We start from the raw sequence: 21380 nt of genomic DNA, 5'->3' as shown, positions 1-21380 counted from the left end.
ATTGGGGCCGTGCTAAACGGCAGCCAGTTGGCGCGCCGCATCATTGCGCCAGCGGGCCAGGTGCTCGTCGGCATAGCGGCGCAGGCAGCGCAGCACCGCGCTTTCGTGCTGCACGAGGAAGAAGTGGTGACCGTCGAACATGTCGAGGGAAAAGCCGCTGGCGGCATCGAGCTGCCAGTCGAGCAACTGGTCGGCGCGTACGCTGTCCTGCTTGCCGCCAAATACGTGGATCGGCATGCCCAGCGGCGCGCGCTCGCCATAGGTGAAGCTGCCGCACAGCAGGAAGTCGGCGCGCAGAATCGGCAGCATCAACTGCATCAATTCCGGATTTGCCAGGGCCTCTTCGGCCGTGCCCTGCAGCTCGCGCAGGCGGGCGATCAGTTGTTCATCGGTCTTTTCAATCGCGTATTCGCTGACATCGCGGCGCGCCGGGCCGGCGGTACCGGAGGCAAATAACGCCAGCGGCGCGGGCAGATTGCGTGCCTTCAGGGCATGCGCCAGTTCAAAGGCCAGCAGGCCGCCCAGGCTATGGCCGAACAGTGCATAAGGGCTACCCAGGTCACGACCGATCTCGTCGGCAAGCTGCGCCGCCAAGGTTTTGATATCGCGCTGCAACGGCTCATCCATGCGCATGCCGCGACCCGGCAATTCCAGCGGGCACACCTGCAACCAGTCAGGCAGCGCCCGGCGCCAGCGCACATAGACCATCGCGCTGGCACCCGAGTAGGGCAGGCAGAACAGGCGCAACCGCGTGGAAACGCTCATTGGTCGCGGCCTCCAAACTGAAACACGCGGCCTGCACGATAAAAACCCATTTCGCCCTCCTGCGGGTGCTGATCCCTGGCCGTTCGCTAACGGACCTGTCACCCAGAAGAACGGACGGCCCCGGCAAATAATTAGTCGCCGGGGGCGAGCGAGACGTGGTTCACACTCAACAGGAAAGCATAAGATTAGTTCGCCTTCTCATTTGACAATCATTATCATTAAGCATAATTTGTTGCCCGATGTGTAGGAGGCCTCAGCCAGGACGCCCTCCCCCAACTCTTTCGCAACAAGGTGATTTCCATGACGGAACAAGTATCCACAGGCAGGTGCGACTCACCCCTTTTGCAGGCATTCGTCGACAATCGTCTTATTTTGGTGAAGATCGCCGCCCGGATTACCGGCTGCCGCTCGCGTGCCGAAGACGTCGTGCAGGACGCCTACTTTCGGCTGCAATCAGCGCCGACCATCACCTCGTCGTTCAAGGCGCAATTGAGTTACCTGTTCCAGATCGTGCGCAACCTGGCGATCGATCACTACCGCAAGCAGGCCCTGGAGCTCAAGTATTCGGGGACGGAAGAGGAAGGCTTGAATGTGGTTATTCACGGCGCTTCACCGGAAACCTCGCATATCAACTTCAACACCCTGGAAAACATCGCCGACGCCCTGACGGAGTTGCCCCAGCGAACCCGCTACGCGTTCGAGATGTACCGCCTGCACGGCGTGCCGCAAAAGGACATCGCCAAGGAGTTGGGCGTATCGCCGACCCTGGTGAACTTCATGATTCGTGATGCACTGGTGCATTGCCGCAAGGTGTCGGGCAGCCATAGCGATACGTTTGCGCGCAGGGTGTGAAGCTGTAGGGATATGTGGCGAGCAGGCTTGCCCTGTGTTGGGCGCGAAGCGGCCCTAAAACCGGACACTCGGTCCTAATTGGAAGAGCGCGGTGGCCTTACTGGGGCCGCTTCGCAGCCCAACGCAGGGCAAGCCTGCTCGCCACAACAAGCCTGCTCGCCACAGCAAGCCTGCTTGCCCCAACAAGCCAGGTGGCCACAACAGGCCTGCTCAACCCAGATAATCAGGGCACCGGCATCACATCAATGCGATACGGCTCGAAGATCTTCAACAGCTCCCCGCTGTCACGCAGGTGTTTGAGCAGCTCAGCGAACGCAGGCCCCGTGATCGGCGCGTTGGGGCGTACCAGCGCGTAGTGGTGATACACCTGGTCAATCCGCTCCGAGACCAGGAACTGCCCGGCCATGTCCGCGTTACGCACCATGAAATCGCTCAGGTACGAACGCGTGACCAGCGCAATATCGGCACGCCCGCGCGCCACCATCAGCAGGTTGCTGTCATGGGAGTAGGTCAACGTGGCGTTGAAGTGTTCGGCCATGTTCCTGGGGTCGGAGTTGAAACCGGCAAAGGCGTAGTGATAACCGCTGAACACCGCCAGGCGCTTACCGGCAAGGTCGGTGAAATAGCCTTGGTCGCGGCCGGGTTTACGTTGGGCGACGAAAATTTCTGCATCTTCCAGGCCCATGTCGACACTGGTGTGGGGAATACCCTGCCAACCCCAGTCGGGGTTTTCGAAGATGGCCATGTCGACCCGGCCTTGCTCGAAATCACGAAAGCGCCGTGGAATCGAGGTAGGCACCAGCACAAACCGGTAGTCGGTTTGCGCAGCGTTCAGGGCTTCTATCAATTGCGGCAATAAACCGGTGTCGGCGCCCTGCTCGGGCCGAACGGTGTAGGGCGGGAAGTGTGCGGCGCCGATCCTGACCCATTGCGCGGCCGACACCGGCAGCCACCACGCGGTGCCCAGTGCCCATATAGTCAGTCCTGCAGCCAGCCGCCATGGCGAAAACATTGAGGCACACACCGTTTAACACTCTGATGGCAATAAGCTAGGCGTTTTTGTCAGGTGAGACAACTTTCCGTCGGCAAATTAATAGCTTGCGCCTCAATCGGCTTTAAGCACCATCAACAGCGCCTCCTCGGCCAACTGCTCGAGGGTCAGGCTGCCTTCGGCGCGAAACCAGGTGGTGGTCCAGGACAAGGCGCCGGTCAGGAAGCGCCGAGTGATAAACACATCCCCGCGGATGTAACCCGCCGCCTTGGCCTCGCCCAGCACTTGCAGCCAGATGTCCTCATACACATCGCGCAGCGCCAGCACCTGGGCCTGGCCCTCGGCCGACAGTGAACGCCATTCGTAAACCAGCACCGCCATCGCCTCGCCACTGCCGCCCATGATCGACTGCAACTCGCAGCGGATCAGCGCCAGCACGCGTTCGCGCACGTTGCTGGCCTCTTCAAGTGAAGCGCGCATCATCGCGGTGTTGTAGTGGATGGTTTCCTCCATCACGGCACGCAGGATCTCGTCCTTGCTCTTGAAGTGATGAAAGATACTGCCGGACTGAATGCCCACGGCACTGGCCAGGTCACGCACGGTGGTGCGCTCGAAACCCTTGTTGCGAAACAGGTGAGCCGCGGTTTGCAGCAACTTGCCCCGGGCACTGTCGGGGTCGGTCAACTGGCCGCCGTCGACCATGGTGCGCATCACCCGCAGGGCTTTGTGCTCATCCATGCTGCTCTCCTTCATCTCTACTGACGTCTTGGGCGGCAATTTAGGCCGTGGCCGTCAGCCAAGCAAGCGCTTGGGCAAAACTTATGTCAACGGTTTACAAACCAAGCGCTTGCTTGGTAGTCTCGATGCCAGCCATCGGAGGAGGGATTTCTCATGAGCAAGACGGTTCGTATCGGCTGCGCCAGCGCCTTCTGGGGCGACACCTGCACGGCTGCCGCCCAACTGGTGCACGGCGGCGCCCTGGATTACCTGGTGTTCGACTACCTGGCGGAAGTCACGATGTCGATTCTTGCCGGTGCGCGGATGAAAGATCCCCAGGCCGGTTACGCCACGGACTTTGTCGAGGTGCTCACGCCGTTGCTCGGCGATATCCAGCGCCAGGGCATCCGCGTGATCAGCAACGCCGGCGGCATCCACCCCCACGCCTGCGCCGCCGCCCTGCAAGCGGCCTGCGACAAGGCCCATGTGCCGCTGAAAATCGCGGTGCTGCTGGGCGATGACCTGCAACCTCAACTCAAGCAACTGCACAACATCACCGATATGTTCAACGGCGCGCCCCTGCCGCCAGTGTGCGTCTCGGCCAATGCCTACCTCGGCGTACCCGGCATTGCCCAGGCACTGGCGCTGGGCGCCGATATTGTGATTACCGGGCGCGTGGTCGACAGCGCCGTGGTCAGCGCCGCGTTGGTGCATGAATTCAACTGGTCGTGGCAGGACTACGACCGCCTCGCTCAAGCCGCGCTCGCCGGGCATATCATCGAATGTGGCGCGCAGTGCTGCGGCGGTAACTTCACCGATTGGCGTGATGTACCGGACTACGAGCACATCGGTTTTCCCATCGTCGAGGTCAGCGCCGACGGCCAATTCAGCGTGAATAAAGTCGCCGGCACCGGCGGGCTGATCAGCGAACTCAGCGTGGCCGAACAGTTGCTGTATGAAATCGGCGACCCGCGCGCGTATTTACTGCCCGATGTGATCTGCGATTTCAGCCAGGTCAACCTGCAGCAGCAAGGCCCAAACTGCGTGCGCCTGCACGGCGCCAAGGGTTTGCCGCCCACCGACCAGTACAAGGTCAGCGCCACTTACCCCGACGGTTTCCGCTGCACCGCCAGTTGCCTGATCGCCGGTATCGACGCGGTGGCCAAGGCGGAACGGGTCAGCCAGGCAATCATCAACAAAACCTCGGAACTGTTCAGCCAACGCGGGTGGGCGCCTTACACCGAGGTCAATATCGAATTGCTTGGCAGCGAAGCCACCTACGGCGCCCACGCCCAGCGCCAGGATTGCCGCGAGGTCGTGGTGAAATTGGCGGTACGCCACCCGAGCAAGCAGGCCTTGGTGCTGTTCGCCCGCGAGATCGCTCAGGCAGCGACCGGCATGGCGCCCGGCTTGACCGGCATTGTCGGCGGGCGGCCGACGGTGTACCCGCTGATTCGGCTGTTTTCATTCCTGATCGACAAGTCATCCTGTGCGCCGCTGGTCGACTTCCAAGGCGAGCGTCACACCGTTGCGTTGCCTTTATCAGCGCCCATGCGCACACCCGCCGCGCCGATTGATCCGCCCAAGCCGCAAGGCCGCGCCGATGCCAGTGTGCCCCTGGTGAAACTGGCCGTGGCGCGCTCCGGCGACAAGGGCAACCACAGCAATATCGGCGTGATCGCTCGCCACCCCGACTACCTGCCCTGGATTGCCGAAGCACTCACGCCGGAGGTGATCGTCGACTGGATGAGCCATGTGCTCGACCCACTTCACGGCCGTGTCGAGCGCTGGTACTTGCCCGGCAGCCACAGCTTGAATTTTCTGCTGGAAAACGCCTTGGGCGGCGGCGGCATCGCCAGCCTGCGCATCGACCCGCAAGGCAAGGCTTTCGCCCAGCAGTTGCTGGAAATTCCCATCGCCGTGCCGCAATACCTAGCCGATCAACTCTCCTAAAGGACCGTCGCCGTGGCCTTCGACTCGATCTTCAAAGCCGACCTGTTCCAGGGGCAAACCGTGATAGTCACCGGCGGCGGCAGCGGCATTGGCCGCTGCACCGCCCATGAACTGGCGGCCCTTGGCGCCAGCGTGATACTGGTGGGGCGCAAGCCGCAAAAGCTGCAAAACGTCGCGGCCGAAATCGCCGAAGACGGCGGCACCGCGCACTGGCAAGCCTGCGATATTCGCGATGAAGAAGCGGTGAAAGCGCTGGTCACGCAGATCCTCCGCGAGCACGGGCCGATCCATGGATTGGTCAACAACGCCGGCGGCCAATACCCGTCGCCACTGGCGTCGATCAATCAAAAAGGCTTTGAAACCGTGCTGCGCACCAACCTGGTCGGCGGTTTCCTGATGGCGCGGGAAGTGTTCAACCAGTCGATGAGCAAGCACGGCGGCGCCATCGTCAACATGCTCGCCGACATGTGGGGCGGCATGCCCGGCATGGGCCACTCGGGCGCAGCACGTTCAGGGATGGACAACTTCACCAAGACCGCCGCCTTCGAATGGGGTTACGCCGGGGTGCGCGTCAACGCCGTTGCGCCGGGCTGGATCGCCTCCAGCGGCATGGACACCTACGAAGGCGCGTTCAAGGCGGTGATCCCCACCTTGCGCGAACACGTGCCGCTCAAACGCATCGGCACCGAATCGGAAGTCAGCGCGGCCATCGTGTTTTTGCTCAGCCCCGCCGCCGCGTTTATCAGCGGCAGCACCTTGCGCATCGACGGCGCCGCCAGCCTGGGCAACCGCGCCTGGCCGCTGCACAAAGCGCAGCCGCCGAGCGAGGCGTTCAATGGTTTCCACCGTGCGTATTTGCCCGATGTGCTGAAGACGGAGCACTAAACCATGCCGGTGATTGAAAGCCTGATCGACGCCCACAGCCCACAGTTCGCGCAAAACCGCGAAGCCATGCTCGCAAGCATCCAGCAGTTACGCCAGCTGGAGCACAACCTGCTCGCCAAAGCCCAGGAAGCCAAGCCCAAGTTCGACAAACGCGGCCAACTGTTGCCCCGCGAGCGCCTCAACCTGCTGCTGGACCCCGGCGCGCCGTTTCTGGAGTTGGCCAGCCTGGCCGGCTACAAACTCCACGACGACAAAGACGGCAGCGCCGCCGGTGGCGGTCTGATCGCCGGCATCGGCTACGTCAGCGGCGTGCGCATGCTGGTGGTAGCCAACAACAGCGCGATCAAGGGCGGCACCATTTCGCCGTCCGGCCTGAAAAAATCCCTGCGCCTGCAACAGATCGCCATGGAAAACAAACTGCCGGTGGTGACCCTGGCCGAAAGCGGCGGTGCCAACCTCAATTACGCGGCGGAGATTTTCGTCGAAGGCGCGCGCAGCTTCGCCAACCAGGCGCGCATGTCGGCCATGGGCTTGCCGCAGATCACCGTGGTACACGGCTCGGCTACCGCTGGCGGCGCGTATCAACCGGGGCTGTCGGATTACGTGGTGGTGGTGCGCGGCAAGGCCAAGCTGTTTCTGGCCGGGCCGCCGCTGCTCAAGGCCGCCACCGGCGAAGTCGCGACCGACGAAGAATTGGGCGGCGCCGAGATGCACGCGCAAACCGCCGGTACGGCCGAATACCTGGCGGAAAACGATGCCGACGGCGTGCGCATCGTGCGCGAAATCGTCAGCCTGCTGCCTTGGGATGATCGCCTGCCGCCTGTTCCACAACGGGCTTACAAGGAGCCGCTGTATCCGATTGATGAGTTGCTGGGACTGATCCCCGACGACCCGAAAAAACCCTACGACGTGCGCGAAATCCTCGCGCGCCTGGCCGACGGCTCACACTTTCTGGCATTCAAAGACGAATTCGACGCCCAAACCGTCTGCGGCCACTTGCATATCCAGGGCCGCGCCGTCGGTGTGATCGGCAACAACGGCCCCATTACGCCCAAGGGCGCGAGCAAGGCGGCGCAATTTATCCAACTGTGCGACCAGAGCCGCACGCCGCTGCTGTTCCTGCACAACACCACCGGCTTTATGGTCGGCACCGAGTCGGAGCAACAAGGCGTGATCAAGCACGGCGCGAAGATGATCCAGGCGGTGGCCAATGCGCGGGTGCCTAAACTCACGGTAGTGGTCGGCGGCTCTTATGGTGCAGGCAACTATGCGATGTGCGGCCGTGGCCTGGACCCACGGTTTATCTTCGCCTGGCCCAACAGCCGCACGGCGGTGATGGGCGGCGCGCAGGCGGGCAAGGTGCTGCGCATCGTGACGCAGGCCAAGCAATTGAAAGACGGTTTGGTGCCCGACCCCAAGATGCTGGACATGCTCGAACAGGTCACCGCGCAGAAGCTCGACAGCCAGTCCACCGCCCTCTATGGCAGCGCCAACCTGTGGGACGACGGGCTGATTGATCCACGCGATACCCGCACGCTATTGGGGTTCTTGCTGGACATCTGCCACGAGGCCGAAGTGCGGCAGTTGCAGCCGAACAGCTTTGGTGTAGCGCGCTGATCGTTCCCACGCTACGCGTGGTAACGCAGCCAAGGACGCTCCGCGTCCCAACAAGGAGAACAACCATGATCTTCACCCAGGAACACCAGGAACTGCGCCGCACCGTGCGCGCCTTCGTCGACCGCGAGATCAACCCGCATGTGAACGAGTGGGAAAAAGCCGGGCGCTTCCCCATTCACGAGATCTTCCGCAAGGCCGGCGACCTCGGCCTGCTGGGCATTTCCAAGCCGGAACAATTTGGCGGCATGGGCCTGGACTACAGCTACTCAATCGTGGCCGCCGAAGAGTTCGGCACCATTCACTGCGGCGGCATCCCCATGTCCATCGGCGTGCAGACCGACATGTGCACGCCCGCCCTCGCCCGCTTCGGCTCCGATGAGCTGCGCGATGAGTTCCTGCGCCCGGCCATCAGCGGCGAGCAGGTGGGCTGCATCGGCGTCTCGGAAACCGGCGCCGGCTCCGACGTGGCGGGGCTTAAAACCCACGCGCGCAAGGACGGCGACGACTACGTGATCAACGGCAGCAAAATGTGGATCACCAACTCGCCCAGCGCCGACTTTATTTGCCTGCTGGCCAACACCTCCGACGACAAGCCGCATATCAACAAATCACTGATCATGGTGCCGATGACCACGCCAGGCATCAGCGTCAGCCCGCCGCTGGAAAAGCTCGGCATGCACAGCTCCGAGACCGCCCAGGTGTTTTTCGACGGTGTGCGCGTGCCGCAACGCAACCGCATCGGCCACGAAGGCGCGGGGTTCATGATGCAAATGCTGCAGTTCCAGGAAGAACGCCTGTTCGGCGCGGCCAATATGATCAAGGGCCTGGAGCACTGCATCGACAGCACCATCGAATACTGCAAAGAGCGCCAGACCTTCGGCAAGGCGCTGATCGACAACCAGGTCATCCACTTTCGCCTGGCCGAGTTGTCCACCGAAATCGAATGCCTGCGCGCGCTGGTCTACCAGGCCACCGAGCAATACATCAAAGGCCAGGATGTGACCCGCCTGGCCTCCATGGCCAAACTCAAGGCCGGGCGCCTGGGCCGTGAAGTCAGCGACAGCTGCCTGCAATACTGGGGCGGCATGGGCTTTATGTGGGACAACCCGGTGGCCCGCGCCTACCGTGACGTGCGGCTGGTGTCGATTGGCGGCGGCGCCGACGAAATCATGCTGGGCATCATCTGCAAATTGATGGGCACCCTGCCCGAGAAAAAATCATGAACACCCTGCTGCTCGAACCACACAACGGCGTGCTGCACATCACCCTTAACCGCCCCGCCAGCCGTAATGCGATGAGCCTGGAGATGGTCAACGAACTGCAGGCGGTCTTGGCACAATTGGACAACCAGGTGCGCGCCGTGGTGATCAGCGGCGCCGGCGGGCACTTCTGTGCCGGGGCGGATGTGAAAGACATGGTCATGGCGGGCGGGCAGTTGCAGGCGCTGAACCGCGCCTTCGGTACCCTGTTGCAAGCCGTCGAAGCCGTGCCGCAAGTAGTGATCGTGGTGCTGCAAGGCGCCGTGCTGGGCGGGGGCTTTGGGCTGGCGTGCGTGAGTGATATCGCGATTGCCGACCACCAGGCCCAGTTCGGCCTGCCGGAGACCAGCCTGGGCTTGTTGCCGGCGCAGATTGCGCCGTTTGTGGTCAAGCGCATTGGCTTGACCCAGTCGCGGCGGCTGGCGCTGACGGCGGCGCGGTTTGATGGGGTTGAGGCGCAGCGATTGGGCGTGGTGCATTACGTCGAGGGCGATGCACAAGCCTTGGCAGAGCGGCTGGATGAAGTGCTGGGGCAGGTGTTGCGCTGTGCGCCGGAGGCGAATGCGCGGACTAAAGCGCTGTTGCTCGCCAGTGTGGAACAGCCGGTCGGTCCACTGTTGGATCAGGCCGCAGAATGGTTTGCTGAGGCGGTGACGAGTGAGGAAGGGATTGAGGGGACGCAGGCGTTTGTGCAGAAGCGTAAGCCTGGGTGGTGCAAATGACGCTATCGCAGGCAAGCCAGCTCCCACATTTTGATGTGCGAACCCCTTCAAATGTGGGAGCTGGCTTGTCGGGTCGCCGCACCGCTGCGATGAGGCCCGAACATTCACCCAATGTGCCAAGGGATAAACCCATGCCTGCATTCACCAAAATCCTGATCGCCAACCGCGGCGAAATCGCCTGCCGCATCCAGCGCACCGCCCAGGCCCTGGGTTACAGAACCGTCGCCATCTACAGCGACGCCGACGCCCAGGCCCTGCACGTGCAAATGGCCGACGAAGCCGTCCACATCGGCCCCGCGCCAGTGCAGCAGTCGTACCTCAACACTGCGGCCATCCTCGACGCCGCCAGACGCACAGGCGCCGACGCCATCCACCCAGGTTACGGTTTCCTCTCCGAAAACGCTGGATTCGCCCAAGCCTGCCTGGATGCCGGCCTCACCTTCATCGGCCCCAGCGCGGCCGCCATCGAGTTGATGGGCAGCAAACGCCAGTCCAAACTCGCCATGCTCGACGCGGGTGTGCCGTGCATCGCCGGTTATCAAGGCACTGCCCAGGATGACGCGACCTTGCAGCAAGAGGCTGAGCGCATCGGCTACCCGTTAATGATCAAAGCCAGTGCCGGCGGTGGCGGGCGTGGCATGCGCCTGGTCCACGGCAGCAGCCAGCTGCTCGACCAACTGCGCACCGCACGCTCCGAAGCCCTCAACGCGTTTGGCAGCGACGAACTGATCCTCGAACAAGCCCTGATCGACCCGCGCCACGTTGAAATCCAACTGTTCGGCGACAGCCACGGCCACCTCATCTACCTGGGCGAACGCGACTGTTCGATCCAGCGCCGCCACCAGAAAGTCATCGAAGAAGCGCCCTGCCCGGTGATGACGCCCGCGCTGCGCCAAGCCATGGGCGAAGCGGCGCTGAAGGCCGGGCGTGCGGTCAATTACGTCGGTGCAGGCACGGTGGAGTTCCTGCTCGACCGCAACGGCCACTTCTACTTCCTGGAAATGAACACCCGCCTGCAAGTGGAGCACCCGGTCACCGAACTGATCACGGGGTTGGACCTGGTTGAGTTGCAACTGAACATCGCCGCCGGCGAAGCGCTGCCGTTGCAACAGGCCGACGTGACCCTGACCGGGCACGCCATGGAGGTGCGCCTGTACGCCGAAGATCCGGCCCAGGGCTTTTTGCCGCAAACCGGCGATGTGCTGCGCTGGGAACCGGCTGGCGGCGTACGCATCGACCACGGCGTGCTGGAAGGCCAGCGTATCAGCCCGTTCTATGACGCCATGCTGGGCAAAATCATCGCCCATGGCGCCACCCGCGAAGAGGCCCGGCGCAAATTGCTGCGCGCAGTGCAAGACACGGTGTTGCTGGGCATCACCACCAACCAGGCTTTGCTGGTGGACCTGCTCAGGCACGCGGACTTTATCGCGGGCGAGTTCAGCACCGGGTTTATCGCCGAGCACTTCAATCACATTCCGCGTCACGCCGCGACAGATGAGCAGCTTGCCCTGGCCGCCGCGCTGTTTTACCAACACAGTGCCAGCGCCCACCGCCAAGGCTTGTCGGGATGGCGCAACAATGCGCCCTGGCGCTATCGCCTGGCGGTGAATGACGTGATGCAGGAGCTCGACCTCAGCGTACTGGAGGGCAACCACCTGCACGCCAACGGCATCGAGACCCACGACCTGACCACCGACGGCCGCTGGGCCACGCTGGTGATCAACGGCGTTCGCCGGCGCCTGCCCTATCACCTGGACGACACTCAACTCTGGCTGCCGGGCGTGAAGATCATCAACCACACCCAACAGGTCGCCAGCCGCCAGGCCGACGCCAGCACCGGCGTCGTCAAGGCGCCGATGGACGGCGCGATTGTCGATATTCGCGTAAGCGCCGGTGAGCGCGTCAGCAAAGGCCAACTGCTGCTGGTGCTCGAAGCCATGAAAATGGAGCATCCGCTGACGGCCGGCATCGACGGTGTGATCAAGGGTGTGCAGGTCGTCGCAGGTGATCAAGTGCGCAATCGCCAGGTTTTGCTGGAGATCGAATAACCCCCTAGGCGGAACTACACGGCCCAGCTACGCTCTATCCCCATCAGGAAAGGACGAGTACGGGAACCTGCACGATGCCCCATTGGCTGATTATTGACCTTGAAGCCACAACGGATGAAGGCGGCTGGCCCGTGACGGAGATGGAAGTCATCGAGATCGGCGCCAGCCTGGTGAACCGCCAGGGCCGCGAGCTGGATCACTTCCAGCGCTTTGTGCGACCGCTGCGCCGGCCCCTGCTGACGCCGTTCTGTCGCCAACTCACGCATATTACCCAGGCCAACATCGACGCGGCGGCGCCGATCACCGAGGTGTGGCCCTTGTTCGAGCGTTGGCTGGGCCAGCATCAAGCGCGCCTGGAAGGCTGGGCCAGCTGGGGCGACTACGACCGGGCGCAGCTTGAACTTGAGTGGCAACGCCATGGCCTGACCAGCGCGCTCGCCCAGACCGCGCATGTGAACCTCAAGCAGCGTTTTGCCAAGGCCCGGCGCCTGGACAAACCGCTGGGGCTCAACGGCGCGCTGCAATTGGCGGGGATGCAGTTCCATGGCCAGCAACATCGGGCACTGGAAGACGCGCGCAACACCGCACGCCTGCTGCCGTTGATTTTGCCGGTCTAGGCAGCTCCCCTGGCCTTGGGCATACTGGCCGACCTTTACAGACCCTTTTCCGAGGATTCACCCATGTTCAAAGTCAACGAGTACTTCGACGGCACCGTCAAGTCGATCGCTTTCGGCACCGCAGAGGGCCCTGCGACCATCGGCGTGATGGCCCCGGGTGAATACGAATTCGGCACCGCCCAGCGTGAAATCATGCACGTGGTGTCCGGCGCCCTGTCCGTCAAGCTGCCAGACGCCAATGACTGGGAAACCTTCGCCGCCGGCAGCCAGTTCAATGTGCCGGCCAACAGCAAGTTCCAGCTGAAGGTCGCCGTAGACACCGCTTACCTGTGCGAATACCGCGGCTAAGGGTTACAGCGCAAAAAAATGCCCGTCTCGCAGGAGACGGGCATTTTTTATTCCAGGATCGTCACGGGCATTCCGACGGCTAGTTCACCGCTGCCATCGTTAACCAGGTTCTGGCCGAACAGGACGTTACCGTCCTGCTCACGGTAGGTCTTGAGAGTCGCCAGCGGTTCGCGGTCGTCGTTGCGCTCGCCGCTGGCCGGGTCGATGGTGGTGAGGATGCAGCGCGAGCACGACTTGACCACGCGAAACTCCACATCGCCGATACGCAGGCGTTTCCAACCGTCTTCGGCGAAGGCCGCGCTGCCTTCAATCACTAGATTGGGACGGAAACGCAACATCTCCATCGGGCGGCCGATGCGCTGGCACAAGTCGTCCAACGAGGCCTGGCCGATCAGCAGCAGCGGGAAACCATCGGCAAAACCGACCTGATCGTCGTCCTTGCCATAACCCGCTTCAGTGGTACGTGCGCGTGCCAGCGGCACCTGCACCAGCCGCGTGGGCTTGCCGATAAAGTCACTGACCCAGGCCGCCGCCGCATCGCCGGCATCCGGCACACGCAGGGTGTCGCGCCAAATAGTGACGCCGCGCAACTCGGCATCGCTGCCCGGCAGCGCCACGTCCAGCGCGGCAAAGCCAGGCGAATTCAGAGTCAGGCCACCGGCGCTGTTCCACAATGCCGACAACTGGCTCATCTTCGCGACTGCCCGCTGGGTGAGGAATCGGCCGCTGGCTTCGTCCACCAGCATCCAGCGTCGATCCCCGTCCAGCCCGAGTTTATCCAGGCCGACGTGCTGCAAGGGTTCGGCCTTGCCGGACTTCAAGGGGTAACGGTACAGCGCGCTGAGACGAAGCATGGGCCTGCATTCCTGAGGGGGACGAAGCGCCACCCTATAGGACGGGACTTCCAGAATCAAAGGTCGCTGGAGCTCTTGTGACCGGTAAGCTCACTGTGGCGAGCAGGCTTACCCTGCGTTGGGGCGCGAAGCGGCCCTGAAACCAGGCGCTTTGGTTTTGCCTGGAAGTACGCGGCGCCTTTATTGGGGCTGCTTCGCAGCCCAACGCAGGGCAAGCCTGCTCGCCACAACAAGCCTGCTCGCCACAACAGGGCTGCTTGCCATAACAAGCCTGCCTGCCACAACAGGCTCCCTGCTCAGGCGGGCACTTCGTCCAACATCAAGCGTTGGCGCACCACATCCACCAGCTTGTCGGGCTGGAATTTGGACAGGAAGTTGTCGCAGCCGACCTTCTTGACCATCGAGTCGTTGAAGCTGCCCGACAGCGAGGTGTGCAGCACCACGTAAAGGCCACGCAGGCGCGGGTCGTTGCGGATTTCGGTGGTCAGGCGGTAGCCATCCATCTCGGGCATTTCGGCGTCGGTGAAGATCATCAGCAACTTGTCGGTCATGACCTGGCCGCTGTCGGCCCAGGCCTTGAGCATGTTCAGGGCCTTGAGGCCGTCGCTGGCAATGTGCATCTTCACGCCGAGTTGCCCCAGGGTGTCGCGCAGTTGCGAGAGGGCCACATTGGAGTCGTCCACCAGCAGCACTTCGCGGCCACGGGCACGTTCCAGCACCGGGTCTTCAAGTTTTTCACGCGAGACTTTGGCGTTATACGGCACGATTTCGGCGAGGACTTTTTCCACGTCGATGATTTCCACCAACTGGTCGTCGACCTTGCTGATGGCCGTGAGGTAATGCTGGCGCCCGGCGCTGGCCGGTGGCGGCAGGATGGCTTCCCAGTTCATGTTGACGATGCGATCCACACCGCCCACCAGGAAGGCCTGCACCGAACGGTTGTACTCGGTGACGATAATCGTGCTGTTCGGCCCCGGTACCAGCGGGCGCATGCCGATGGCCTGGGACAGATCGATCACCGGCAGGGTCTGGCCACGCAGGTTGACCACGCCGCAGACAAACGGGTGACGCTGGGGCATCAGGGTCAACTTGGGCAGTTGCAGGACTTCCTGAACCTTGAACACGTTAATCGCAAACAGTTGCCGCCCGGCCAGGCGAAACATGAGGATCTCCAGGCGATTCTCACCCACCAATTGCGTGCGTTGATCTACCGTGTCGAGAATGCCGGCCATTAAAAGCTCCTGATGTGGGATTGTGCAGCTCACTTAAGGCTTGTTATCGGCGGCAAGCGCCAGACCTTGACCCTGGTAAAATGCCATGTAGATTCATTGATGTCACACTGACATCATGGTTTACTGCAATCTGCTCTCCAGACGGCAGTACAGCGACCTTGCGCGACCTTCAAATCGGCGCAGGGTTCCGCTGCGTAAGGGATTCCCCTATGCACAATCAGGCCCGACCTGATATTCGCGATATCTAATAGCCATTAATGTGACGCCATTCTCATTGCATGAATGGAGTCAGGCTTTTGTTTGCCATACCAAGCCCTCGGCCCACGGGTCTTCCAGACTTATACGTGGCGGCAACCAAAGTTGTGCAAATGACCCGAATGACCAGGGCCTTCCACGGATACTCTGATCATTCAAGTAACGGTCCTACTGGAATTTCAGAAGCAGGCTACAGATCTCAGTCACATTTCAGCGGTAGTTTTACGCCATTCACCCAGTGCGGCATCTCATCACCCGACCTTATGTTGCGGAGACTTGTATGATGAATAGCGCAAACGAATGGCAAACTGCACTTCCCGAGTTTCTGCTCGAAGCCGAAAAGCTGTTGGCCAAGTCAGAAGAGTGCTTGCACCATTTACATCTGATTCGCAATGACAGCGATGCCGTCGACTGCATAAAAACCAGCCTGGCCAAGCTCGCGGAAAAGGCCGAAGGCCTGGCCCTGCAGGCAATCAGCGAGTTTTCCCGACATATCCAATGCCTGATCGCCAACGCCGCCAGCCCCATGGAGCTGCATGACCAGGCGCTGAATGCCCTGCATGACTGCCTGACGTTACTGGCCTGGCAACTGGAACTGATCGACATCCGTACGGGCGAACTGACGCTGGACGACAGCGAACAAACCACACTGATCGCGACCGTCACCTTGCAGATCCCACAGAAAGACTTCACGCATAAACCACAACAGCGCGTACATCACGCGTCCTGAGTGCCGGCAGGTCGTATTTGATCGTCGAGTTATCTAAAAACGACCGTACATTAAGCGGCCGACAATGATGCGCGGGCTATATATCAATTAGCCATCACCGCACTATCGATACAAACAAACCCAATTAATATAATTACCCTGGGTAAACGGCTGACTCTTTTAACTACAGAGTCAGGTTCCTCGGCGTTTGGCGCAGATTAAACCGCACCGGGTAAGGCGCCAGGCGACCAACGGTAATAGTGGTGGTACTATGCCCCGCTCGAAGTGACTCAACTTCATCATGTTAAAAAAAACGTTCCAGCACCGCATTCCACACAGAGCCCTGTCAGCCGCCATGACCGGTCTTCCCGCAGCGAACCTTCAGTGGCTCCATCCGCTATGTACGCCAGCCTAAAGTCACTCGTCGCAAGGTCCGTGTCCCGCAGCAATGCCCGCCGCCTGGTCCTCGCCCTGTGCCTTTGCTCGCTGTTGGTCAGCCTGTGGGCCTACACCCGCGCCGCGCCGCTGCCCTTGCTGATACTGCTGCTCAACCTGGCCACCCTGGTGGTGGTAGGGCTGCAGCAGTGGCGCTCGCGCAAGTCGATCAAGTTCCAGCCGCAGGAACTGGCCGACCGTCTGCTGCAGGTCCAGGAAAACGAGCGCCACCGCCTCAGCCGCGAATTGCATGACGATATCGGCCAACTGCTGACCGCCGCCAAACTGCAAAGCGAATGGCTCAAGCGCCGCCTGCCCGACGACCTGCAAAGCCAATGCACGGTGTTATGCAATACCTTGAACGAAACCCTGGCCAAAGTGCGCGACGTGTCCGCCATCCTCAACCCCCGCCAGTTGGCCAGCCTGGGCCTTGAGGCAAGCCTGCGCGCGCACTTGCTCAAGACCCTGGAAAACACCTCGGTGCACTGGAGCCTGGAATGCCAGCAGCGCCTGACCGGCATCCCGGAAGAAATGGCCGTGGCAGCCTTTCGCATCACCCAGGAAGCGGTGACCAATATGTTGCGCCATGCCCAGGCGCAGAATCTGCTGGTACGCCTGCAACGCCTGCCCGAAGGCCTGTCGCTGATGATCTGCGATGATGGCCTGGGCTTTTCACCGGCGCTCAACCCCAGCCTGGAAGGCCAACGGGGCATGGCCGGTATGAGCGAGCGCATCGACCAACTGGGCGGTGCGTTGTCTGTCAGCAGCCAGCCAGGCAAAGGCACGCGCATCGAAGCGCTTTTCCCCTGGGCGCCCCGCGCCCTCGAACGGGCCAATTCCCCTAAGGTTCTCGAGTGACTTGCAACTTACTCCTGGTGGATGACCACGCACTGATCCGGGCCGGCGTACGCGCGCTGATCCAGGACATCCCGGGCTACAGCGTGATCGGCGAGGCCAGCGATGGCGCGCAATTGCTGGAGACATTCAGCGCCCTGCAGCCGGATATCGTGCTGCTCGACCTGTCGATGAAATACACCGGCGGCCTCGACGCGCTACAGCAACTCAAGGCGGCGTACCCCAAAAGCAAGGTGCTGATCCTGTCGATGCACACCGACCCGGAGCTGATCATGCGCGCGCTGGAGGCCGGCGCCCATGGCTACCTGCTCAAGGACACCACCGCCAGCGAGCTGGAACACGCCCTGCTGGCCTTGCGTAACAACGAGCGCTACCTGAGCCCTGCGATTGCCCACACGGTGATCAACCAGGCGCTGATCCGCAGCCAGGGGCCGATCTCCCCCGCCGCCGACAGCCACAACCTCACGGCGCGCCAGCTGGAGATCCTGCGTTTGATCGTGCGCGGCAAGTCCACGCGGGAAATCGCCCAGGGCCTGGGCTTGAGCATCAAAACGGTGGAAGCGCACCGCTCGCAGATCATGAAACGCCTGCAGATCTTCGACGTGGCGGGCCTGGTGTTATTCGCCGTTCGCGAGCAGATCATCAGCCTGGACGACTAACGGCGAACCCAGCGGCAAATGCACGCGCAGGGCCTTGGGCAGCGCGGAAAAACGCAGGTCATCGCCTTTCAATGGCTCGCCATCAAGGTTGATATACAGCCCTTCGGCCACCTTGATCTCGACCCAGGGCAGACGCGCACGGACAAACATATTGTCCAGGCCCCAGCCGTCACTCATCAGGGTCATCAGCGTGCCGACCACTTCCTGGGGCGCCGGCAAAATACTGATATCAAGCAAGCCATCATCGGCCAGCGCGCCGGGGCACAGCACATGCCCACCGCCCGCCTGGCGGCCGTTGCCGATACCCAGCGCAAGCAAATCGCCCTTCCAGTGAAAGCCCGGCCCTTCCAGCTCGCCATACGCCGCCTTCAACTCGCTGAAACGCGACAGCCCGGTGAACAGATAGGCCGCGCCGCCCAGCACTTTTTTCAGGTCTTCGGAGGTATTGGCGGTGACCTGGCTGCCAAAGCCGCCGGTGGCCATATTGAGGAACATCTGCCCACCGGCCTGGCCGAGGTCGATGGCCCTGGGCGGCACATCCAGCAGCGCCAGCGCACTTTGAGGCTCCAGCGGCACACCGGCGGCGCGGGCGAAGTCATTGGCGGTGCCCAGCGGCATCAACACCAGGCTGGCGTCGGTCTTGGCCAGGGCCATGGCCTCGGCCACGTCGCGCAAGGTGCCGTCGCCGCCACCGGCGATCAAGTGGGTATAGCCATCGGCCAAGGCTTCATTGACCAGGCGCTGGGCATCGCCGCCCTCCCACGTTACCCGTACCGCCAGCTCCCAACCCTGCTCGCGCCGGGCCTGCACGGCAGCGCGCACGTCCTCATTGAGGGCTTGCTTGCCGTGCAGGATCAACAGTGCTTTGGGGGTGGTCATGGGGTCATTCTCCTGGGTTCAAGGGTTCCTGAAGGATGTGGACCTTTGCCGAGGAGAAAAAAGTCATTCGCTTGAAAATTAATTTGCCGCCGGTTGCACCGATTTCTACGCCTGTGATTAAAACCCGACTACATTAAAACCCAGGGTGCAGCGTGAACCGCTGGTGAGTCGCCAAAATTTTTGCTCAGGAGAGCCGGAATGAAGGACGACTCTACAGACGATAAACCTGCAATCACCGCCCCTTTGGCCCGTCGGGACTTCCTCGGCAAGACCGGCCTGCTGGTGGGCAGCGCCGCGCTCGGGGCTACGTTTGGGCCGCTGGCACGCGCGGCACAATCGCCCACTTCAACTGATGCCCAACTGGAAGTGCCGGCCTGGACAAAAACCCTGGGCGGCCCCACCGGAGTGCCCTACGGCAAGCCGTCCGGGTTTGAGACACGTGCGATACGCACTCTTTACCCCGGGCTTACCGAACGCATGTCGGCCTACAGCACGTCGCCCCTGCAGGAACTGGACGGCATCATTACGCCCAACGGGCTGTTTTTTGAACGCCATCACGCCGGTGTGCCAGCGATTGATCCGGCCAGGCACTTTCTGGTGATTCATGGGCTGACCGACACTGCCCTGCTGTTCACACTCGATGAGCTGCGCCAGTTTCCCGCCGTCTCGCGTATCCACTTCATCGAATGCTCGGGCAACCCTTCATTCCTGCCGCCCTGGGGCAAAACCGCCGCTGAAGTCGCAGGCCTGGTCAGCTGCGCCGAGTGGACCGGCGTGCCGTTAAAAGCCCTGCTGCACGCGGCAGGCCTCAAGCCTGAGGCGAAATGGATTGTGGCAGAGGGTGCCGATGGCGCCGCCATGAACCGCAGCCTGCCGCTCGACAAATGCCTGGATGACGTATTGGTGGCCTACAGCCAGAACGGCGAAAGGCTGCGCCCCGAACAGGGTTACCCTCTGCGCCTTATCGTGCCGGGTTACGAAGGCAATACCCACATCAAGTGGCTGCGCCGCCTGCATGTCACCGACGCCCCGGCGTACAGCCGTGAGGAAACGGCCAAATACACCGACTTGATGCCGGATGGGCGGGCCAGGAAGTTCTCCTTCGTGATGGAATGCAAGTCAATCATCACTGCCCCGTCCGGCAGCCAGACACTCACCCGTAAAGGCCCGCATGAGCTACGCGGAATCGCCTGGAGCGGCAACGGCACAATCACCCGCGTGGACGTGTCCGTCGACGGTGGGAACAACTGGTATGCGGCCACGCTGCAGGCGCCGGTGCTGAACAAATGCCTGACGGTGTTTCGTGCGCCCTTCGAATGGCAGGGCAAAGCAATGCTCATCATGAGCCGCGCCATTGACGAGACCGGCTACGTGCAACCCAGCCTGGAACAACTGAAAGCGGTGCGCGGGGACTTTTCGTTTTACCACAACAACGCCATCCAGCCCTGGCGCATCAATGCCAACGGGGAGGTGACCAATGGCCGTGCATAAGCTTACCGCCATCGCATTGGGGTTACTGGGCATCGGCGTGGTTTCGTGCGCATCGACGGCGCCGAAATCCGACTTGGGGCAGCCGGTGACAGAGCACTACATCGCCCGCTGGACCATCGACGTCGCCCCTGACGGCAAGAACCTGCCCGCCGGGCAAGGCACGGTCATGGAAGGCGAAAAGGTCTATCAAACCGCCTGCCTTGGCTGCCACGGCGCCCACCTCGAAGGCGGCACAGGCCCGGCATTAGTCGGCGGTGCCGGCTCGCTGCCCACGCCCAAACCGATCAAAACCGTCGGCAGTTATTGGCCCTACGCAACCACCCTGTTCGACTATGTCAGGCGCACCATGCCCTTCCAGCAACCACAGTCGTTGAGCAATGATCAGGTGTACGCCGTGGTGGGTTATATCCTCAACAAAAACCAGATAGTGGAAGCGAACGCCACGGTGGATGCTGCCACCCTCACCCATCTGAAGATGCCCAATCGCGATGGATTCTACGTCGACGACAGGCCGGATGTGCGTGTGGAGCCTTGCTATAAGGATTGTCTCGGTAACCCGAAAACACGTTGATGTGCTTTTGGGCTTGGTACTGTGCAGGTTGAGTGGTGTGCATATCCGTTGCTGCGGTAACGGCGGCTTAGGGTTCCGCCCTGACGGCGGCTCACTTTTGCAAGGACGCAAAGTAAGCAAAAGGTCCTCGCCCCACCACTCGGTGCCTCGCTATGCCTCGGCATGCCGGCAATCCGACAGCAACAGCAACAGCAGAGCCATACTCGGTCAAAGGTGGGAGCGGGCTTGCCTGCGATGGCATCAACTCGGTGTGCCTGATACACCGAGGTGTCTGCATCGCAGGCAAGCCAGCTCCCACAGAAAAGCAGATCTTCAGTGCATGAAAATCCGCAGCCGATCTCATTTTCAAAGCTGCATGCGGTCAATTGTGGGAGCGGGCTTGCTCGCGAATGCGGTTTATCAGTGACAGATGAATTGACTGACACACCGCATTCGCGAGCAAGCCCGCTCCCACATTTAGACCGCGTTGCATCAGGTAGATAGGCTTTTGCTTTGCACTTGATCTGGCTTTTGCTTCAACCACTCAGGTCGGCTTTCAGGCCGCCGTGCTGTAGATCTTGATCTTGATTTTGATCTGAGGCGCCCCGTTAACCACGATGGCCGAACGCAGGCTTGAATCCGTGGGTAACCCGGCAGGACGCCGGGTTAGCCGCGCTGGGCCAAGGA

20 protein-coding genes are annotated in these 21380 nt (G+C 61.8%); 14 read left to right on the top strand and 6 right to left on the bottom strand.

Annotation, left to right across the window (positions count from 1 at the left end):
• Nucleotides 1-12: 12 nt before the first annotated feature.
• Nucleotides 13-765 carry a thioesterase II family protein gene (locus AOA59_RS10620; RefSeq protein WP_065911512.1) on the bottom strand — a complete coding sequence of 251 codons (753 nt, stop codon included), beginning with the start codon at nt 763-765 and terminating at the stop codon, nt 13-15.
• 300 nt (nt 766-1065) lie between these two features.
• Between AOA59_RS10620 and AOA59_RS10615 the strand changes: the two genes are divergently transcribed.
• Entirely contained in the window at nt 1066-1617 is a 552-nt protein-coding gene (locus AOA59_RS10615; protein ID WP_005789991.1) for an RNA polymerase factor sigma-70, read from the top strand.
• Between the two features lie 223 nt (nt 1618-1840).
• Here AOA59_RS10615 and AOA59_RS10610 read toward each other — a convergent pair whose 3' ends face one another.
• On the bottom strand, nt 1841-2629 hold the full coding sequence (locus AOA59_RS10610) for an ABC transporter substrate-binding protein (protein ID WP_099487220.1): 789 nt from the start codon (nt 2627-2629) through the stop codon (nt 1841-1843).
• 93 nt (nt 2630-2722) lie between these two features.
• Nucleotides 2723-3346 (bottom strand): TetR/AcrR family transcriptional regulator, encoded by a 624-nt coding sequence (locus AOA59_RS10605; protein ID WP_056861083.1) that lies wholly within the window; start codon nt 3344-3346, stop codon nt 2723-2725.
• Between the two features lie 153 nt (nt 3347-3499).
• Between AOA59_RS10605 and AOA59_RS10600 the strand changes: the two genes are divergently transcribed.
• The 8 genes from AOA59_RS10600 to AOA59_RS10565 all read left to right on the top strand — a co-directional run bounded on the left by AOA59_RS10600 (nt 3500) and on the right by AOA59_RS10565 (nt 12774).
• Nucleotides 3500-5278 (top strand): acyclic terpene utilization AtuA family protein, encoded by a 1779-nt coding sequence (locus tag AOA59_RS10600; protein WP_099487218.1) that lies wholly within the window; start codon nt 3500-3502, stop codon nt 5276-5278.
• 12 nt (nt 5279-5290) lie between these two features.
• Nucleotides 5291-6163, top strand: a complete 873-nt coding sequence (locus AOA59_RS10595; protein WP_099487216.1) for an SDR family oxidoreductase — start codon at nt 5291-5293, stop codon at nt 6161-6163.
• Nucleotides 6164-6166: 3 nt separating this feature from the next.
• Complete coding sequence (atuC, locus tag AOA59_RS10590; protein WP_099487214.1) at nt 6167-7780, top strand: geranyl-CoA carboxylase subunit beta; 1614 nt, start codon at nt 6167-6169, stop codon at nt 7778-7780.
• A 65-nt stretch (nt 7781-7845) separates the two neighbouring features.
• On the top strand, nt 7846-9003 hold the full coding sequence (gene atuD, locus AOA59_RS10585) for a citronellyl-CoA dehydrogenase (RefSeq protein WP_099487213.1): 1158 nt from the start codon (nt 7846-7848) through the stop codon (nt 9001-9003).
• Nucleotides 9000-9761: an enoyl-CoA hydratase/isomerase family protein gene (locus AOA59_RS10580; RefSeq protein WP_099487211.1), complete on the top strand. Its 762-nt coding sequence runs from the start codon at nt 9000-9002 to the stop codon at nt 9759-9761. Before atuD ends, AOA59_RS10580 begins: the two co-directional genes overlap by 4 nt.
• A 131-nt stretch (nt 9762-9892) precedes the next feature.
• The gene (locus AOA59_RS10575; protein WP_099487209.1) at nt 9893-11809 is read left to right on the top strand and encodes an acetyl/propionyl/methylcrotonyl-CoA carboxylase subunit alpha; all 1917 of its coding nucleotides are present in this window, start codon (nt 9893-9895) and stop codon (nt 11807-11809) included.
• Between the two features lie 74 nt (nt 11810-11883).
• Entirely contained in the window at nt 11884-12426 is a 543-nt protein-coding gene (locus tag AOA59_RS10570) for an exonuclease domain-containing protein (RefSeq protein ID WP_017134973.1), read from the top strand.
• A gap of 63 nt (nt 12427-12489) precedes the next feature.
• A complete protein-coding gene (locus AOA59_RS10565; protein WP_027603886.1) occupies nt 12490-12774 on the top strand; it encodes a pyrimidine/purine nucleoside phosphorylase in 285 nt (94 codons plus the stop codon).
• Nucleotides 12775-12821: 47 nt separating this feature from the next.
• Here AOA59_RS10565 and AOA59_RS10560 read toward each other — a convergent pair whose 3' ends face one another.
• Both AOA59_RS10560 and AOA59_RS10555 read right to left on the bottom strand, forming a co-directional pair.
• Nucleotides 12822-13628 (bottom strand): MOSC domain-containing protein, encoded by an 807-nt coding sequence (locus tag AOA59_RS10560; RefSeq protein ID WP_099487207.1) that lies wholly within the window; start codon nt 13626-13628, stop codon nt 12822-12824.
• A 296-nt stretch (nt 13629-13924) separates the two neighbouring features.
• Complete coding sequence (locus tag AOA59_RS10555) at nt 13925-14860, bottom strand: chemotaxis protein CheV (protein WP_017134971.1); 936 nt, start codon at nt 14858-14860, stop codon at nt 13925-13927.
• A gap of 535 nt (nt 14861-15395) precedes the next feature.
• On the opposite strand from AOA59_RS10555, the gene AOA59_RS10550 reads away from it, so the two are divergent.
• The 3 genes from AOA59_RS10550 (at nt 15396) to AOA59_RS10540 (ending at nt 17773) form a co-directional block, all read left to right on the top strand.
• Nucleotides 15396-15845 (top strand): hypothetical protein, encoded by a 450-nt coding sequence (locus AOA59_RS10550; RefSeq protein WP_170875815.1) that lies wholly within the window; start codon nt 15396-15398, stop codon nt 15843-15845.
• Between the two features lie 378 nt (nt 15846-16223).
• Nucleotides 16224-17117, top strand: a complete 894-nt coding sequence (locus AOA59_RS10545; RefSeq protein WP_099487205.1) for a sensor histidine kinase — start codon at nt 16224-16226, stop codon at nt 17115-17117.
• Nucleotides 17114-17773: a response regulator transcription factor gene (locus tag AOA59_RS10540; protein WP_069788098.1), complete on the top strand. Its 660-nt coding sequence runs from the start codon at nt 17114-17116 to the stop codon at nt 17771-17773. Before AOA59_RS10545 ends, AOA59_RS10540 begins: the two co-directional genes overlap by 4 nt.
• On the opposite strand, the gene yegS is transcribed toward AOA59_RS10540, so the two are convergent.
• Nucleotides 17732-18652 (bottom strand): lipid kinase YegS, encoded by a 921-nt coding sequence (yegS, locus tag AOA59_RS10535; protein ID WP_065911540.1) that lies wholly within the window; start codon nt 18650-18652, stop codon nt 17732-17734. The two genes, AOA59_RS10540 and yegS, sit on opposite strands and share 42 nt — an antisense overlap.
• A 198-nt stretch (nt 18653-18850) precedes the next feature.
• Between yegS and soxC the strand changes: the two genes are divergently transcribed.
• Together soxC and AOA59_RS10525 are read left to right on the top strand one after the other, a co-directional pair.
• Nucleotides 18851-20143, top strand: a complete 1293-nt coding sequence (gene soxC / locus AOA59_RS10530) for a sulfite dehydrogenase (RefSeq protein WP_099487203.1) — start codon at nt 18851-18853, stop codon at nt 20141-20143.
• The gene (locus AOA59_RS10525) at nt 20130-20714 is read left to right on the top strand and encodes a c-type cytochrome (protein WP_099487201.1); all 585 of its coding nucleotides are present in this window, start codon (nt 20130-20132) and stop codon (nt 20712-20714) included. Before soxC ends, AOA59_RS10525 begins: the two co-directional genes overlap by 14 nt.
• Nucleotides 20715-21380: the final 666 nt, after the last annotated feature.

Source organism: Pseudomonas sp. 2822-15 (assembly GCF_002742515.1).
GTDB classification, from domain to species: Bacteria; Pseudomonadota; Gammaproteobacteria; order Pseudomonadales; family Pseudomonadaceae; genus Aquipseudomonas; species Aquipseudomonas salomonii.
This window is presented reverse-complemented; position numbering and strand designations above follow the sequence as displayed.